At 54.8% G+C, this 15797-nt stretch carries 14 protein-coding genes; 6 read left to right on the forward strand and 8 right to left on the reverse strand.

Annotated features, from left to right (window positions below):
• From B9A24_RS14255 to B9A24_RS14275, 5 genes are all read right to left on the reverse strand, one after another.
• Positions 1 to 338: TIR domain-containing protein (locus B9A24_RS14255; RefSeq protein WP_200813926.1), on the reverse strand; the 338-nt coding region annotated here is incomplete at its 3' end.
• A 573-nt stretch (positions 339 to 911) separates the two neighbouring features.
• Positions 912 to 1373 (reverse strand): hypothetical protein, encoded by a 462-nt coding sequence (locus B9A24_RS14260; RefSeq protein WP_084446700.1) that lies wholly within the window; start codon positions 1371 to 1373, stop codon positions 912 to 914.
• Positions 1374 to 1485: 112 nt separating this feature from the next.
• Complete coding sequence (locus tag B9A24_RS14265) at positions 1486 to 2052, reverse strand: 2'-5' RNA ligase family protein (RefSeq protein ID WP_084446701.1); 567 nt, start codon at positions 2050 to 2052, stop codon at positions 1486 to 1488.
• Positions 2053 to 2058: 6 nt separating this feature from the next.
• Positions 2059 to 2643 (reverse strand): DUF1572 family protein, encoded by a 585-nt coding sequence (locus tag B9A24_RS14270; protein WP_084446702.1) that lies wholly within the window; start codon positions 2641 to 2643, stop codon positions 2059 to 2061.
• Between the two features lie 115 nt (positions 2644 to 2758).
• Positions 2759 to 3781, reverse strand: coding sequence for an SMP-30/gluconolactonase/LRE family protein (locus tag B9A24_RS14275; protein WP_084446703.1), 1023 nt, complete (start codon positions 3779 to 3781; stop codon positions 2759 to 2761).
• A 203-nt stretch (positions 3782 to 3984) separates the two neighbouring features.
• Between B9A24_RS14275 and B9A24_RS14280 the strand changes: the two genes are divergently transcribed.
• Positions 3985 to 4167: a DUF2256 domain-containing protein gene (locus tag B9A24_RS14280; RefSeq protein ID WP_084446704.1), complete on the forward strand. Its 183-nt coding sequence runs from the start codon at positions 3985 to 3987 to the stop codon at positions 4165 to 4167.
• A gap of 40 nt (positions 4168 to 4207) precedes the next feature.
• Here the strand turns inward: B9A24_RS14280 and B9A24_RS14285 are convergent, their stop codons facing one another.
• The 3 genes from B9A24_RS14285 to B9A24_RS22700 form a co-directional block, all read right to left on the reverse strand.
• Positions 4208 to 6955: a S8 family peptidase gene (locus tag B9A24_RS14285; RefSeq protein WP_084446705.1), complete on the reverse strand. Its 2748-nt coding sequence runs from the start codon at positions 6953 to 6955 to the stop codon at positions 4208 to 4210.
• 436 nt (positions 6956 to 7391) lie between these two features.
• Positions 7392 to 7877, reverse strand: a complete 486-nt coding sequence (locus tag B9A24_RS22695) for an HAEPLYID family protein (protein ID WP_234997291.1) — start codon at positions 7875 to 7877, stop codon at positions 7392 to 7394.
• A 31-nt stretch (positions 7878 to 7908) separates the two neighbouring features.
• Complete coding sequence (locus B9A24_RS22700; protein WP_234997293.1) at positions 7909 to 8295, reverse strand: HAEPLYID family protein; 387 nt, start codon at positions 8293 to 8295, stop codon at positions 7909 to 7911.
• A gap of 232 nt (positions 8296 to 8527) precedes the next feature.
• Between B9A24_RS22700 and B9A24_RS14295 the strand changes: the two genes are divergently transcribed.
• The 5 genes from B9A24_RS14295 (at position 8528) to B9A24_RS14315 (ending at position 15743) form a co-directional block, all read left to right on the forward strand.
• A complete protein-coding gene (locus B9A24_RS14295; protein WP_084446706.1) occupies positions 8528 to 9808 on the forward strand; it encodes an MFS transporter in 1281 nt (426 codons plus the stop codon).
• A gap of 114 nt (positions 9809 to 9922) precedes the next feature.
• Positions 9923 to 10801 (forward strand): DMT family transporter, encoded by an 879-nt coding sequence (locus B9A24_RS14300; RefSeq protein ID WP_234997295.1) that lies wholly within the window; start codon positions 9923 to 9925, stop codon positions 10799 to 10801.
• A 405-nt stretch (positions 10802 to 11206) separates the two neighbouring features.
• Positions 11207 to 11956, forward strand: coding sequence for a ferritin-like domain-containing protein (locus B9A24_RS14305; RefSeq protein ID WP_084446707.1), 750 nt, complete (start codon positions 11207 to 11209; stop codon positions 11954 to 11956).
• A gap of 53 nt (positions 11957 to 12009) precedes the next feature.
• Positions 12010 to 12912 carry a ferritin-like domain-containing protein gene (locus B9A24_RS14310; RefSeq protein WP_084446708.1) on the forward strand — a complete coding sequence of 301 codons (903 nt, stop codon included), beginning with the start codon at positions 12010 to 12012 and terminating at the stop codon, positions 12910 to 12912.
• A 176-nt stretch (positions 12913 to 13088) separates the two neighbouring features.
• Positions 13089 to 15743: a DUF5686 and carboxypeptidase regulatory-like domain-containing protein gene (locus tag B9A24_RS14315; protein WP_084446709.1), complete on the forward strand. Its 2655-nt coding sequence runs from the start codon at positions 13089 to 13091 to the stop codon at positions 15741 to 15743.
• Positions 15744 to 15797: the final 54 nt, after the last annotated feature.

The raw sequence follows: 15797 nt of genomic DNA on the forward strand, positions 1-15797 counted from the left end.
AAATCGTCGGGTGTTAGTAGTGCAACGGCATAATTAGCTTGCTCACTTTCTTCAATTAACTTCGATATAACGGTCCTGCCTCTATCGCTTACCTCGTGTAAAACTATATTATTAACTCCAGCTCTAGTAAGCAGGAGTTGTACCTCGTTTTTTAAAAGTTCGTCATGTCCATGGATGATAAAAGTAATATTCCCCTTTGCTTTTCTAGGTGTTGGTTCTTCAATTTCAGGATTTGCATTAGTTATATCTTGGGAAGCTGCAACTAAATACTCGAAAAAATTCGCTTTGAGTTTTGGAATTATCTCTGTTATAGTCATCGGTCCATAAATCTTCCGCATGGTAGAAGAAAATATCTCGTTGTTTTCTTTGGCAATTTTTGCGTGGAGATTGAACGCCAACGATTTAGCATCTTGTAGTGTGTCAGGGAAAGTGGTCTTTCTATAATCCTTCTCAGTAATCCAAGTTGAATATTTTTCAAAATCATTTTCATATGCATCAAATACTAGGTTGTCTTTGATGTTTTCTTTGTAATAATTAAATAATTGTTTAGTTACACTTAGATAAGATATACTCAGACTTTTCTGTTTGTCTGAGCATAAAATTGATTATTGTAGGGTTGTAAGCCATTTTATTCAATTTTTTGATTTAAAAAAGACTATTTTATTTTGATTGTATGCAGTTTTTATTTATGAATTTAATTTTAATAAATGGTGTTTTGTAAACATGGCGAAAATTGTATTATTAGAACCAAACTACTAATTTAAATTATTTATAACACGTCTATTTTATGCTCCGATACGGCTCATTGGATGAATGCCCAACGTATTGAAGCTTCTGTACCTGCCTACTGTTGCATAAAAAAGCCCTCAGTGTATGATTGAGGGCTTTTTCAGTGCCTTAGCGAGGCATCATTAGATTCGGAACAGCGGACGCTCTGGATTCCAGATGCCCCACGGAATCATGAGCAGCACCAGCACTAGTGCTACGGCGAACCAGATAAACGCTTTCTTATGCTTGGAAACTGGGTTGAGGGCCTTTTTGGAAAGAGAGCGGCCTACCTGGGCAATAATGACTGCCAGAATCATGGTGGCAATATGCTCGACGCCCCAGAAGCGCAGCTCCGGGTTTTTCATGGCCGCGCCCATGTTCTGAGTGGCTTGCTGGGCTACGGGGCTCAGGCCGAAATACAGTATTAAGCCCAGCAGCAATTGCAGGTGCATGGAGCCCACGAAGGCCGCCGCCATGCCGTTGTCGGCACCAAGGTAAGGGCGGCGGTTTTGCCAGCCCACGAAGGCCCGATATAAGACAATGAGTCCGAAGATGACTACCAGCCAGCGCGACCAAGAGTGCAGTGCAAGTACAGCAGGATACATAGCGAAAAGAGTATGTGAGGCGATAAAGGTCGGCAGTGGCAACGAAAATGCCACGCCGAGGGGCAAATTCCTGGCTGGCGCTATCTGGCACGACCCAGTGCACCGGCGCGAGCTAGAAAAGCAGCGCTGGCTTCTCGTTTTTAAGGCCCTCAAAGCCAAAGACTTTTTCCTGCACGAAATGCTCGCCCTCCTGCCGCAGAATAGCGATATTGTTGATGTTGAGGCGCAGGTTAAACGTCTCCTTATTAAGATGTTGCAGCACCGGCCCGAGCAAATCCGGTGAGGTATCGTGCAGGGCCAGGGAAATGTGCGGCATCCAGCAGTCGGGGCTGCTGAACTTGTCGGTGCGCAGGCAAAGCGGCGCGGTGGCGTTCACGATACGCATGTGCAGCTGGTTGAGCGCATCGGAGCGCAGCACCGGGATGTAGATAACCGGATTGGTTCCCGGAAACACGCCCAGGCCCGTGGTAAAGGCCGGAAATGGCTTGGTGGTGCGGGCCACATCGCGCAATACGGCCTTGAGCAACGACAGCTTGCGTACCCCCGCCAACTGGTAGGTGATATGCGGATCGGCGGTGGCCTGCACATCGTTGAGGCCGAATTCCGTCTCTAAGCTTTCGATGATCCGGTTGATGCGGGCCGCGTTAGGCGCGCTAAGCAGGGTGGTAATTGCGAGCATAACCCTCTAAACTACGGAATCCTGCATGGGGTTGGCCTGCGTCCGCACCTGCTGCGTGAAGTTTTCGCTTTGTCCGCGCGGCACACTCAGGTTTTGCCACGTCGCCCCCCGGATTATTTTGGCTAGCTGTACCAGCTGGCCCACATGCGAACCGTAATGAGCCACCTGCCGTTGCAAAGCCGCCAGCACCGTGTGTGCCTCCCCCCGAATAGTGACGGTGCGCAGCAAATCGCCAGGCTGTAATGTGTTAAGCAAATCAAACAGGATAAGCCAGGCTTCATCCCATTGCTGCTGTAGAGCTGGAACATAAGTAGCCACGGGGGCAGTTGGCTCCTCGAATTCTTGGTCTCGGCTGCGGGAAGGCTTCTCGCCGTCAGTGGTCAGGAAGTCGGTGAAGCGGGAGCGCAGGTTGCCCACCAGGTGCTGCACGATTACGGCAGAGCTGTTGGAGCCGGAGGCGGGGCTATACAGCCACTCGGTGGGCGTAAGCTGCGCCAATGCCCGGTCAGCCAGCGTTTTATACTGAATAAAGTTGTGGCGCAGATTGGCCAGCACAGCTTGGCTTAGCGTATCATTCGGCGGCAGCGTCATAATGGAGCAATATGAGTATGAGAAACACTAGATTACAAAAAAAGGCTGTCCCGCGCGTGGACAGCCTTTTGTTTTTTTCTGCTGGCGCAGCTGCTACGTGGCCGGGCCCTCCATTTTAGAACCGGACCTTATTAATGCTGAACTCCGAAACGGGCGGATTTTGCCCCCCGAACAGAGCGCTCAGGTAAGCATAGAGCACATAGGTGTCATTGCCGCGGCGGGTAAGGGTAGTAGGGAAAACGTTGCCGGTAGCAAAATTGCCCCCCACGGTAGCCGAAGTAAAGTTATCCGTTGAGTTCAGGCGAAAAATGGTGCTCTGGCTGTTGGATACGACCAGCAGCGTTTTGTTATCCTGAAGCAGCAGGCCGTCGGCACCTTCCAGGCTCTGAGCGCTGGCTACGGGAGTGAAAGCACTGGGGTTGTTCAGCGGCACTTTATACACCACGCCCTGCGTCGACTGGGCTACCAGCAGGTAGCCATCGGGGTGATATACGATACCATTCAGGCCAAACGCGCCGGCTGGGGCCGCGAGCCGGCTGTTTTCCAGAAAAATGGAAGCGTTACCCTGCAAATCGACTTTGTATATGATGGGGGAGAAGCTATCTGTGACGTAGGCATTACCCTGGGCATCCACGGCAATGTCGTTGGCAAAATGCCCGCCACCGGGTCGCAGAGTACCCAGATTGACATAGTTCGTGAGCTGGCCATTATCAGCGTTGAAGATAGCCAGGGCCGCTAACTGGCCGGCGGTGGCAGCGGTGGAGCGGGCGCTGTTGGAACCGGGGTCCGAAACGGCGGCCAGCAGCCGCTTGCGGCTTGCGTCGAGGTGCAGGCCAATAGTGGAAACGAGCCGGGCATCATCGGTGAAAACGCGGTAGTTGCCATTGTCCTGCACCTGTCCGATGGCACCACGGGTAAGGGAGCTGACGAAGTACCGGTTGGTTTTGGCGTCGTATTGCACGCCCTCTGGGTACAGAGCAGGCTGGGTGAAGGTGATGGTGTTGGGCGCAGCCGGAAAAGGAAGCGTGCCGCCATCCTCGGAGCACGAGGAAGCGAAGGCCAGCAGGCCGCTTAGCAGCAGACCAGAAAGCGCGCGCCCTGTAAGCTGGGATGCGCGGGAGGAGAAAGAGTAGGGCATAGTAGGAAGTGAGGTAAGATGGAACATAAGGTGTAAACCAGAAATACGCACTATTGGGAGTGAGCAGCGGTGCCGGGGGGCTTTTTTTCGTCGAACGGGAGATACATTCAGCCGAAATGCCCCCCACGACCTTCGGCCAGGAAGAAAGGTGCCAACCTTTCAGCCAACCGTGAGGTTATTGTGGCACATTTCAGCCGCGTCTTATGCTGCCAGTTAAGCTCACCAAAGGCAATCTGCCCACCAAAATCTGCGTCACCTGTGGACGGCCCTTCGAGTACCGTAAGAAGTGGCGCAACTGCTGGGACGAGGTGCGATACTGCGGAGAGAAGTGCCAGCGAAACCGCCCCGGTCAGCACCCGATGGAAACAAAACAACCCAGCTCCTGAGAGCCGGGTTGTTTTGGGTAAGAGTCGGAAAAAGAGTTGTTTAGTGAGTCAGCACTACGCGGCCGCTCTGGTTCTTGGCCCCGGCCCGCAGCTTGAACAGATAAGTGCCGGCTGGTAAGGCGGTGCCATCGAAGGAATGCTCGTGCCAACCGGCGGCTTCCTGGCCATTCACAAGGGTTTTTACCTTGCGGCCCATCATATCGAACACCTCCAGGCTCACGGCCCCCGCCTCGTTCAGCTGGTAGCTGAAGCGCGTGCGGTCAGAGAAGGGGTTAGGCGCCGCCAGCACCAGGTCGCGCTGGGCGAGTTGGGCGTCGGTCGTGGTAGCGGCACTTTGGGCAGCCGCGGCATCAACCGGAGCAGTGTTCCATTGGGCGTGCGTACGCGTCACGATTACCGCGAAGTCGGCGCGCCTCACTTTCTGAGCCGGCTTGAAGGTGGCGTGCAGCACCGGCCGCAGGTCGTACGGACCCTGGGTTACGCTGTAGAAGGCATTGATGATGTTCATATCCAGAGCCACCTGCACATAGCCCCGCAGGTCGGCCGGAATCTGGTCCGCATCGTCGATGGCGATACGCTTACCGTCTACTTCCACGGTCACGCTGCTGGGTATCTGCTGAGCTTTGTTTTGCAGGCCCAAGCTTTGCACCAGAGAGTAAGCCAGACTAGCCCGCGTTACGGCCGTCGAGGGGCTAAACTTGCCGGCTGACAAGGGCTGCATTACGCCGTTTTGTACCTGCTTCCGGTCGCGCAGAGCCGCGCCCTGCGCCGTCACTGACTCGGCCAGTAGCAACTCGGTGGCGCTTACGTCGCCAAAGGAAACCGCGCCGTCCAGGGGCAGGAACTGCCGTACAGCCTGGCCCATCACCAGATAGTCAGCGAGCTGAATGCGGCTCAAATCCTGCTCGGGCTTGAAGCCGTTAGAAAGCCCATCCATCAGACGCTTGCTGATGGCCATCTGAATAGAAGCCTCGGCCGGGTGGCCCACCACGTCGTTAAGCCCCTGGCTGCCAGCAGCCTGGTTCAAAGAGATAGTGCCATTTACGGTTTCGGGGAAAGCTACACCCTGCAAGCCATCGAGGCGTACCGTCCAGGTGCCGGCTTCAGGACCAGCTACGGCTACCGCGCGGCCGGGACTGATAGCGAACAGCACCGAGATGCCCGAAGCGAAGCGTTTGCCGGTTGGCGAGAGAAGTACTAGGTTAACCGGGTTGCCGGTTTCGCCCAGCAGGCCCGATACCTTGCAGCTTACCTCCAGCGAGGTAGTGCCCGGCGCTACCGTAAACGTGCGGCTGTTGGTAGCCGTAGTGGCGGGGTTATAGTTAATCGTGAAAGCCGAAGTCGCCGCGTTGGTATTCACGCTGCTGTTAAAGGTGCGGGTAGAATTCACCGTGGAGCCGTAGCCAGCCTGGCGGAAAGCCCGATCCACGGCCGCGTAGGCATTGACCATCCCGCGACCCACTTCCCACGACTCGCGGTTGGGCAGGTTTGTGGCGGTTTGCTCTATGATGGTTTTTACTTGCAGCGGCGTCAGGTTGGGGTTGGCATCCAGCATCAGGGCCACGACCCCCGCAACGTGTGGAGCCGACATCGACGTGCCGGTCAGGTGGGTGTAAAAGGGCAGGAAGGCTGGCTCGATGGCGGCGGCATCCTGCTGGGTGCTGAGTACGCCGATGGGCGAAACCGTCCGGGTCGAGATAATGTCGGTGCCGGGCGAGGTTATCGTGGGCTCATCGCGCCAGGGGAAGCTCTGGCCGTTAATCGTGACGGTGCCGCCCACGCCCTTGCGGCCGCGGGAAGAGGAGGGAGCCAAGACGCCCGCCTTATCCGAGTTGGCGACGGCGATTACCCAGGGGGCTTTTTTGTAGTTGCCGGTAATGGTGCCCGAGCCCGAGCCCGAGTTGCCAGCCGAGAACACGACCACGATGTTGCGGTCCACGCAGCGCTTGGTAGCTATGTTGATCGGGTCGCTTGGGTTGGGCTCGGTTCCAATATCAGAGGTAGTGCCGAAGGAATTGGTGATGACGCGGATATTATACTGAAACTGATTTACCAGCGCGTAATCAAACGCACCAATCACATCCAGAATAAACAGGCCCGCGCCAGTGCCGTAGCCAATGAGGTCGGCACCCGGTGCTACCCCGGCGTACTTGCCGTTGGAGGCCGCGCCCGTAGCGCCCACGATGCCGGCTACGTGTGTGCCGTGCCCGCCGGTTTGGTCGGTGTTCGGCACATTTTCGACGTAGGTAATGGGCAGCATAGCATCCTGCGCGTTCAGATTGGTCGTGCCCAGTACGTTCTGCTTCAGGTTTTTACCCAAGGTCAGGTCCGGGTGAGTGCCATCAACGCCGCTGTCATTTATCACGACGCCTATGCCCTTGCCCGACACCGGCAGACCGCCGTTGCGCTGGGTAAAGGAAGGCTCCAGGCGCACGCGCTGGGCTCCGGTCAGGGCCGTAGCGCCTTCATTGTCGAGGGTGAGAGAGCGGTTCAGGAACACGGAAACCACGCTAGGGTCAGCCGCCAGCAGGTCGATCTGCTCGCGGGTAGCCAACACCCCGGCCACTGGCAAGGCTTTTAGCGTAACACCCTGGCTAATGCCTAAAGTCTGCAACAGCTGCAAGTTGGCGGCCGTAGGGGCCCCGTCGCCCTGGAAGGTTACGACCACCTGCTGCACTCCGGCTACGTTGGTTAGAGCCGATTTGAGGTGCGAATCAATAAATGCTTGAGCGAGTACGGCCCCGGAGCTGCCCATCCAGAGCAACAAGCCGAGTAAAGTTTTCTTCATGGGTGGTTGATAGGATTGGGAGAAAGAACAATCACCGCTACCTACGAAGTCATGCGAAAACCGGATTATTTCTAAGGCTGCCTCGGCGTAAAAAGATGGTCATGTTTATACGAAAAAGTATAATATATATAATATAGATGCAATATTTAGTGCTTTAATGAGGTGCAAAATTTTGTGCAAAGATTTATAATTGTCTATAATTAATGTTACTTAATAATCAATAGGTTATGGTGTTAGCTTGTATAAGATCCTGCGACTGGCCGTAAATAAGTGAGGCGTACAGATTCAACCGTTGGAACAAAAAACGGAAATGACGGTCAAAAACCATATTTGCGGGTAGTAAACAGGCGCAGCTACTGCCTGAAAGCTCAACGCTAAACGAAGGCACGGTTAGTCGGTTGCGACCCTTGGTTAGCTACGCGCCGGCGGCGTCAGCCTAGTGTCCGCGGCGGTGGCCGGGCTCATAGATAAGGCGAAGGAAAGAGCTGAGGCGCTGCTCTTCCCGGCGCACCGGAATGCCCCCCACGATACCAATCAGCAGATTATCGGCCACGCTCACGCGCATCTGGGATCGGATGGTCAGGTCGAAGTCGCCATGCCGCCAGCCTTTATTGAACTCCAGGCCCAGAAAGTTGCGGGTGCCCGGTATCATGTAGTGAAAGCTGGTATTAAGCTGGTACGACCATTCGGTGCGACCCGTGGCGAAGTCCTGCTCGCCCTCAGGGCCGGTGTATAGGAGGGAGTGATAATTAGCCCCCCAGCGCCTAGCTGCCACGAAGAAGGGACTGTACACGTTGCCCGTAATAAATTTACGATTAAGCTCCCGAAACTCATTCATTGTCAGCTTATTGATATAGCCAATTGCCATCGACGTCTTGAGCTTTTCGGACACGAAGAACGAATACTGAAAAGCGGTTTTCAAGCCGTTTATTTTGCTTGTGGGCCGCTCAGAATTAGGGAGAGAGCCCCCCGCTGTGGCCATTGCCGTTACCGTTACCAGAATAAAAAGTCAAGGGCACCTCTACTTCCAGCCCCAGCCGATTAATGGGTGCCCACTCGTACTCCACCAGTAGCTGGTAGCTATCATAGCGCAGGTTATCAGTCAGGCCCAGGCCCACGTTCCATTCTTTTTCTCCCTTGCGAGCGCCTAAGTCGCGGATGAGGTCGATGTAAAGCGGTTCAGCGTGCAACACTTTATCCGGTTCCTGGCTATCCTCAACTTCCTCCACGTAGAGGCTGTCGAGCGACGTATTAGACTGGGGTGGGCGACCGGGTTGCTGGGCGCGCACCGTATAGGTGAAGAAGATAATACAGGGTATAAGCAGACCAAATCTTTTCATTATAGCAGCGGGTTAGCGCCGCCGCGCACAAAAACGTTGCCGTCGCGTGGGAATGGCAATATTTTTAATTATGTTTTAATAGGAGTCTGCCAGTGCTACTGCCTGCCTCATAAGAGCAGACAGAAGCGGCGGATAACCAATCTGCTCCAAGTAGCGGGAAGTGCCTTGTCTATCTGCCATCTTTGCTTTTGACTTGAATTTCTGCTGAACCAAGGAAACCACCCCATTCGCCTTGAAAGATAACCGCCGCGCCGTGGCGCTTTTGTTTACGGCCAATGCTATTTCCGGCTTCGCCCAGGGCATCACGATGCTGGCTGTGCCGTGGTTTTTTGCCCGCCAGGGCGCTTCCAGTACCTTTAATCTGTTGTATGGCTTAGTTACGTTTGCCTCCCTGTTCTGGGGCATGTACGCCGGTGCCCTCGTCGACCGCTTCGACCGGAAGCGGGTGTTTCTGGCCTCGAATATGGTGGAGGGAGTTGTGCTGCTGGGGGTGGCCAGCTACGGCTTTGCCACGGGTGGGGTGCCACTGGGGGGTATTTTGCTGGCTTTCACGACTACCGTGTTTGGCTACGGTATTCATTACCCCAACCTCTACGCCTTTGCCCAGGAAATCAGTCTGCCTCAGGACTACCCGCGCATCACGTCCACCATCGAGATTGTGGGGCAGGCTACCTCGGTGGTGAGTGGCGCGCTGGCGGCGCTGCTGCTGGAGGGCCTGCCCGTCGGTCAGACCTACAGTCTGTTTGGGACGCAGCTGGCCTTGCCTTTTTCCCTGGCGGCCTGGCCTTTGCACCAGATATTCCTGCTCGATGGCATCACCTACGCCGTGGCCGTCGGGCTCATTGCTTTTATCCGCCACCAGCCCGTTATCCTCACGCAGGTAGAGCTGGGCACGCTCTGGAAACGGCTGCGCACCGGCGTTAATTACCTCCGCGATAATCGCGCCGTGTGGGTATTCGGGCTGTTCTCGTTCTCTGTGTTCGTGGGCTTGCTGGTAAGTCTGAATGCCCTGATGCCTCTATATGTGCACAACCACCTAGGTGCCGGAGCAGCGGTATTTGGCGCGGCCGAAGTAGCCTACGCGGCCGGTGCACTGAGCGCGGGCCTATTTGTGCGGCGGGTATTTCTGCGCCATCCCACCCTGCGCTCCGTCATCGTGCTGATGCTGATAGCCGGGGTGAGCTTTGGCGTAGCGGCGGCCACGCGGTCGGTGGGGCTGTTTCTGGCGTTTTCGCTGGTGCTGGGCTTCACCAACGCCGGCACGCGTATCCTGCGCGTCAGCTACCTGTTCGTGCACGTTCCCAACGAGGTGATTGGAAGGGTAAATGGTATTTTCAACGTCGTGAACGTACTGCTGCGCACGGGCTTTATCTTACTGTTTACCCTGCGGTTTTTCAGCGTGGGTTCTAATGTGGCCTGGGGCTACGCGCTGCTGGGGGGCTTTATCGTAGCCTCGGCGGGCGTGCTGCTGGTACGCTACCGCGAGCTGAGCGCTACGCCGGTCCCTGCCTAGCCGTAGTACAGTCGTCGGGGGCAACTTCTGCCGTCGGCAACAAGCGGGGGCAAAATTGTTGAGGCACCATTGGTCGCGCCGCCCGACCTTTGTCTTTTCTCAATTGCCTGCTTTATGCCGCTTACCCAGGGTGCCCGCTACATGCTGCTCTCCACGCTGTTTTTCGCCCTCATGAATGTGTGCGTGAAGCTGCTGGCTCACTTACCCGCGCTCGAAATCATCCTGTTTCGGTCGGTCATCTCCATTATTATCAGCTATAGTACGCTCCGGCTGCTGCATATCCGGCCCTGGGGCTCCAATCATTTTTTTCTCATCGCGCGAGGCACTACCGGCGCGCTGGCCCTCATTCTTTACTTTTTCACGCTCCAGCAAATGCCCCTGGCTACGGCCGTTACCATTCAATATCTGGCTCCTATATTCACCACGGTGCTGGGGATTTTCATCGTGAAAGAAAAGGTGAAAGCCTGGCAATGGGCATTCTTCCTGCTCTCCTTTGTCGGGGTGCTGGTGGTAGAAGGCGTCGATACGCGCGTTGATCCGCTGTACCTGGCTCTTGGCGTCGTCTCGGCCGTTTTCTCTGGCTTTTCCTACAACTCTATTCGCCGGCTGAAGGGGCGGGAGCATCCGTTGGTTGTGGTATTCTACTTCCCGATGGTGGCGTTGCCCATTGCTGCCATCTACTGCCTGTTTCACTGGGTAATGCCCCAGGGTCTCGACTGGCTGTGGCTGGGACTTACCGGAGTATTTACCCAGGGCGCTCAGGTCTGCATGACCAAAGCTTACCAAGCCGAAAAACTCTCCAGCGTAGCCAATCTTAACTACGTAGGTATTCTATATGCGCTGGGTTTGGGGTTTGTGTTGTTTGGGGAAGCGTTCCGACCCGAGGTTTACCTAGGGATGAGCTTAGTATTAGTGGGCGTAGTACTGAATACATGGTACGTCCGACGCCATCGTTCCGTGCCTGAAGCTCCGGTAGCTGAGCCTATTGTTTAAAGTCTATCGGGGGGCATTTTTTAGGTTGTAGTGCAGGTCGATAGGTTATAGAGTTGTAAGTCAATCGCTTAGCTTGTTTATAAAATCAGTTTTCTGAAATAAGGCAACAGGTTTTATACTATCTGTGGTGTTGTACCGTAGCGTACACCGGGCTCTTGTTGGCATATAGCAACATATATCAGGGGCCAAGGGGAGTAACAGGTTGGCTTTTACACATACACTTCTTTTTGAACTAGATTTTGCACACTTAAAATACAAGCGTTATAGAAATAGTATCATGTTTTAACGTAACAAATACTTATTTGAATGATATTAATACTTATTATTAGGATTTACTAAATACGAATGCAATCTTAACTACGTATAGAGATAATCAAAACTTTTCACCCATTAATCCAAGAAATTATGTCCAAAATCACCCACAAGACCCCCGAGGCGGAAAATGCTCAGGAGGAAGTAATGGTGCCCTTGCAGCGCCGTTCATTTTTGCGTTATTCTGGGGCCGGCTTAGCATTGACTGGTCTCGTGTTGGCAGGCTGCGATGATGACAGGCTGAATGACATTTTCAAAAAAGTTGACAGACGTAGCGGCCTAGTTAATGTAGGCAGCGGTGATTTTGGTATTCTGAACTATGCTTACGCGCTGGAGCAGCTGGAAGCCGCTTACTATGCGAAAGTGTTGCAAAATCAGTATTACCTCAATGCCACGAAGGCCGAAAGAATAATTCTTAAGGACCTTGCTGACCACGAAAGGATTCACGCTCAATTTTTAAAAGCTGCTATCAAAGCCGCTGGTGGCATGCCCATCAAAGATCTGACCCCTGACTTCTCTTCTGTCGACTTTGCTAACCGGGCTAGTGTGTTAGGTACTGCTAAGGCCTTCGAAGACCTGGGCGTATCGGCTTATAATGGCGCTGGTAAACTCATCAGTAACCCAGCTCATTTGACTATTGCCGGTAAGATTGTTTCGGTTGAAGCTCGCCATGCAGCGCTCATCCGTGATCTGATACAGTTTGGCACTTTCGTTGGGCCCGATGTAGTGGATCCTTCCAATGGTCTGGAAAAATCGAAGTCGCCAGCTGAAGTCGCCGCCGTCGCCAATACTTTCTTGGTAGAGGGCTCGAAAATCGACGTCAGCAATCTGCCCAAAGACTAAGCTGTGCTAAGTCTGTCACATCCATTCCTTCCATCGCTAAAAAGTCTTACCCCATGAATATTCTCAAAATCATTACCGAAATCGAGAAAGTAGATCCAGAAGTCTACGAGCGTCTCGACCAGCGCCGCCAGATGTTCAAGCATTTCGCTGGTTTCGGCAAAAAAGTCGCCGTAGCCGCTGTGCCGCTGGCTATGGGCTCTATGTTCCAGAAGGCCTATGGCCAGTCTGGAGGCCTCAGCAAGCAAATTCAGGATGTTTTGAATTTTGCTCTGCTCCTAGAATACCTGGAGTTCTACTTCTATGATATGGGCCTGAAGTCAGCCGGTCTGAACTCGGGCCTGACGGGCCAGAACCGGGCTAGCATCAACACTATCCTCGAAGACGAGCGGAAGCACGTTGCTTTCCTGCGTTCAGTGCTAGGTAGCGCGGCCATCGCCGATCCTACCGCTAATGCCTTCGACTTTACAGGCGCTAAAGGCGGAAAACGCGCGCCATTGTTTGCCGACGTATTTACCAACGCTGGCACTTTCCTGGCCGTGGCCCAGGCTTTGGAAGACACTGGTGTGCGTGCTTACAAAGGTGGAGCACCGTTGCTCATGAGTAACAACACTGTACTGGAAGCGGCTCTAAATATTCACTCTGTAGAGGGTCGTCACGTCTCGCACATACGTACCATCCGCCGCGGTGGACCACAGGCTGAGCCTGGAAATCCACAGACTATGCCTCAGAGCTGGATTTCTGGCAATGACAATGGCGGTCCGGCACCAGCTGCAACAGCAGCGGTTTATGGTCCTGGTAACCCAGCCAGCATGTTCCCTGGCGAGGAAAACGTTGTACAGGCTGGCATAAATGTTCAGGGCCTTAGCCAGGTATCGCCATCGGAGGCCTCTGAGGCCTTCGACGAGCCACTGGATATGGGAACGGTGCTTGCCATCGCCGGCAACTTTATCAAATAAGCGAGAACTTAGTTCGCTTACCTTATCAAAGGACAGCCCCCAGGGCTGTCCTTTTTTGTTTTACACAAAGCAAAAATCCGCGCAGCCATACGGTAATTCAGTTGCTTATAAAACCACGGGGCAACCCTATTGCTCCAGATTCTATCTACCTTGACGAAGTCTGAACTATCCGCCTGATGCGCTCCTATCTACTTTTTGCCTTAGTCTTATGCAAGGCTATCCTTTTAACTACAGTAAGTAGCTACGCCGGTATCATCCGGGGCCGCGTGACGGACGAGCAGGGGGCGGCGCTGGCTTTTGCCAACGTGGCGGTGCGCACCACCGCCACCAGCACCGCCACTAATGAGCAAGGCAATTATCAGCTAAAATTGCCCCCCGGCCGCTATGAACTGGTTTTTCAGTACGTGGGCTATAAGCCTCGCACCGAAGCCGTGCAGGTAGCCGGCGGCGACACGCTTACCGTGCTGAACGTGAGTCTGCAAACCGAGACCTACAACGTGGGCGAAGTGCTAGTGCGCTCCACCGACCGCGACCCAGCTTACGCGCTGGTGCAGCACGCCATTCAGTGGCGGCGCTACCACCGGGCAGAAATAGCAGCCTTTTCGGCCCGTACCTATATTAAGGCCATCATTCGTCTAACCGATGTGCCGGGCAAGATTCTGGGTATTATCAAGACCGATCCTAGCTTGAAGCCGGGCGTGGTGTACTTGTCGGAGTCGGTGTCGGAGCTGTCGTTTCGCCAGCCCAACCAGATTCGGGAGCGTATGATTTCCTCGCGGGTGAGCGGGAGCAGCAAGGGCTTCAGCTTTAACCGGGCCTCTGGGCGCAGCTTCAATTTCTACGATAACCTCATCCAATCCGGCTTTTCGGAGCGGGGGTTCGTGTCGCCCGTGGCCCAGAACGCCATGCTGTTTTACCGCTACGAGCTGATGGGCACCAGCACCCAGGATGGGCGGCAGATTCACAAAATCCGCGTGACGCCCCGCCGCCGCAACGATCCGGCTTTCACGGGCTTTATCTACTTGGTTGATGGTACCTGGCGGCTGCACAGCCTGGAGCTGAGCCTGAATCAGAACTCAGGTATTGAGTACGTGGAGAGTATTCGCATCGCCCAGCAGTTTGCGCCCGCGCCGGGGCCGTCGGATGTGTGGGTGATGCAGTCGCAGAAAGTGAGCTTGGTAGGGGAGGGATTTGGGTTTAAGGGCAACGGCTCTTTTAACGCCATCTTGTCTGACTACCGCGTCACGCCTACGTACCCCAACCGCCCCGACGAGAAAGTAGTCGCCGCCGCGCCCGTGGCCGCCACGGCTACGCCCGCGCCGGTCGGCCGCGAAACCGTGACCGACGTGAAGAAGCAGCGCCCGGAGCTGGGGGGCATTTCTCGCCAGCTGCGCCAGCAAACCAAGCTGGCTGATAAGCAGCTGGAGCAGCAAGCCCGCGCGGCTGGCATCGAGCCGCTGGCCAAAGGTGAAGTAATGCGCGTAGAAGAGGGTGCCAACGAGCGTGACTCGGCGTACTGGGCCCAGATCCGGCCCATCCCGCTCACCGACGAAGAGTCCCGCGACTACCAGGTAAAAGATAGCACGGAGGTTATTAAAAAGTCCAAACCCTACCAGGATTCCCTGGACCGCAAGCGCAACCAAGTGGAGCCGATAGAGGTGTTGCTCACCGGGTATGAGTACTCCAACTCGTTCCGGCGGCGTACCGTGCGCCTGGAGCCCATCTTCAACACCTTGCAGTACAGCACCGTAGAGGGCGTCATTGTGAACGCGCAAGCCACCTACACCCAGCGCTTCGAGGACCGCCGCAACTACTCGTTTACCCCAACCCTTCGCTATGGCTTCGCGGCCAGGCTGTTCAGCCCGAGCCTGGCGGGTGGCTATACCTACAAGCCACTGTCGTTTACCAGAATTGGCTTCGTGGTAGGCCGCACCATCGAAAACTTTGACCCCGCCAGCCAACTTACGCCGTTTATCAACACCCAATACACGCTGCTGCGCAACACCAACTACGCCAAATACTACCAACGCGACGGGGGCGAAATCAACTTCCGCACTGAGCTGGTTAATGGACTGACACTACGCACTGCCCTGGGCTACGCTGACCGCCAAGAGTTGCAAAACGCCACGATAAAAACCATCGTGGACGTGCCCGGTCGCGCTTTTACCCCTAACGACCCCATAAACGAAGAGCTGCCGGGCGGCACCAGCTTCGGCCGCAGCCAGTCGCTGACCGCCTTTGCCGAGCTGCTCTGGCAGTCGGGGCAGCAGTATATTATTCGACCTACGGGCAAGTTTAATCTGGGCTCCAAGTATCCAACCTTTCGTTTGGGCCTGCGCCAGAGCTTCGGGGGCGTGCTCGGCTCTGATGTGCGCTACTCGCGCCTGGAAGGTGGGCTGCGCAAGACCTTGGAGCTGGGGTTATTCGGTGAAAGCAACTTCGACGTGACCGTGGGGGGCTTTTTGGGCCAGCCCCAGCTCTCGTTTATGGACTATCGTCACTTCGCCGGCAACCAAACCATTTTTGCCGCCGACTTCAACCAGTTTCAGTTGCTCGACTACTATACTTTCAGCACGCGCCGCAGCTACATCGAAGGCCATTATAACCACCATTTCAACGGTTTCTTCCTGAATAAAATCCCCTTGCTGCGTCGTCTGAAGTGGCAGGAAGTAGCCTCGCTGAACTACCTGCGTACACCTACCGTGGGCCACTACGTGGAGCTAGGCGCAGGCGTCGAGCATATCTTCAAGCTCTTTCGGGTAGATGTGTATACGGCCCTGCGCTCGGGCCAGAAGTTGGACACCGGCATCCGCATCGGGGCTGGTTTTTAACGACTTGTGGTGTAGAGACGCGTATTCGCGTCTCACTCGTTGCTGATGTTGAAC

The organism is Hymenobacter roseosalivarius DSM 11622 (assembly GCF_900176135.1).
Classification (GTDB): domain Bacteria; phylum Bacteroidota; class Bacteroidia; order Cytophagales; family Hymenobacteraceae; genus Hymenobacter; species Hymenobacter roseosalivarius.

Coding starts and splice junctions, on each gene's coding strand:
- B9A24_RS14260 (WP_084446700.1), bottom strand. CDS start 1,373: ATGTATCCTGCTGTACTTGCACTGCACTCTTGGTCGCGCTGGCTGGTA.
- B9A24_RS14265 (WP_084446701.1), bottom strand. CDS start 2,052: ATGCTCGCAATTACCACCCTGCTTAGCGCGCCTAACGCGGCCCGCATC.
- B9A24_RS14270 (WP_084446702.1), bottom strand. CDS start 2,643: ATGACGCTGCCGCCGAATGATACGCTAAGCCAAGCTGTGCTGGCCAAT.
- B9A24_RS14275 (WP_084446703.1), bottom strand. CDS start 3,781: ATGCCCTACTCTTTCTCCTCCCGCGCATCCCAGCTTACAGGGCGCGCG.
- B9A24_RS14280 (WP_084446704.1), top strand. CDS start 3,985: ATGCTGCCAGTTAAGCTCACCAAAGGCAATCTGCCCACCAAAATCTGC.
- B9A24_RS14285 (WP_084446705.1), bottom strand. CDS start 6,955: ATGAAGAAAACTTTACTCGGCTTGTTGCTCTGGATGGGCAGCTCCGGG.
- B9A24_RS22700 (WP_234997293.1), bottom strand. CDS start 8,295: ATGAAAAGATTTGGTCTGCTTATACCCTGTATTATCTTCTTCACCTAT.
- B9A24_RS14300 (WP_234997295.1), top strand. CDS start 9,923: ATGCCGCTTACCCAGGGTGCCCGCTACATGCTGCTCTCCACGCTGTTT.
- B9A24_RS14305 (WP_084446707.1), top strand. CDS start 11,207: ATGTCCAAAATCACCCACAAGACCCCCGAGGCGGAAAATGCTCAGGAG.
- B9A24_RS14310 (WP_084446708.1), top strand. CDS start 12,010: ATGAATATTCTCAAAATCATTACCGAAATCGAGAAAGTAGATCCAGAA.
- B9A24_RS14315 (WP_084446709.1), top strand. CDS start 13,089: ATGCGCTCCTATCTACTTTTTGCCTTAGTCTTATGCAAGGCTATCCTT.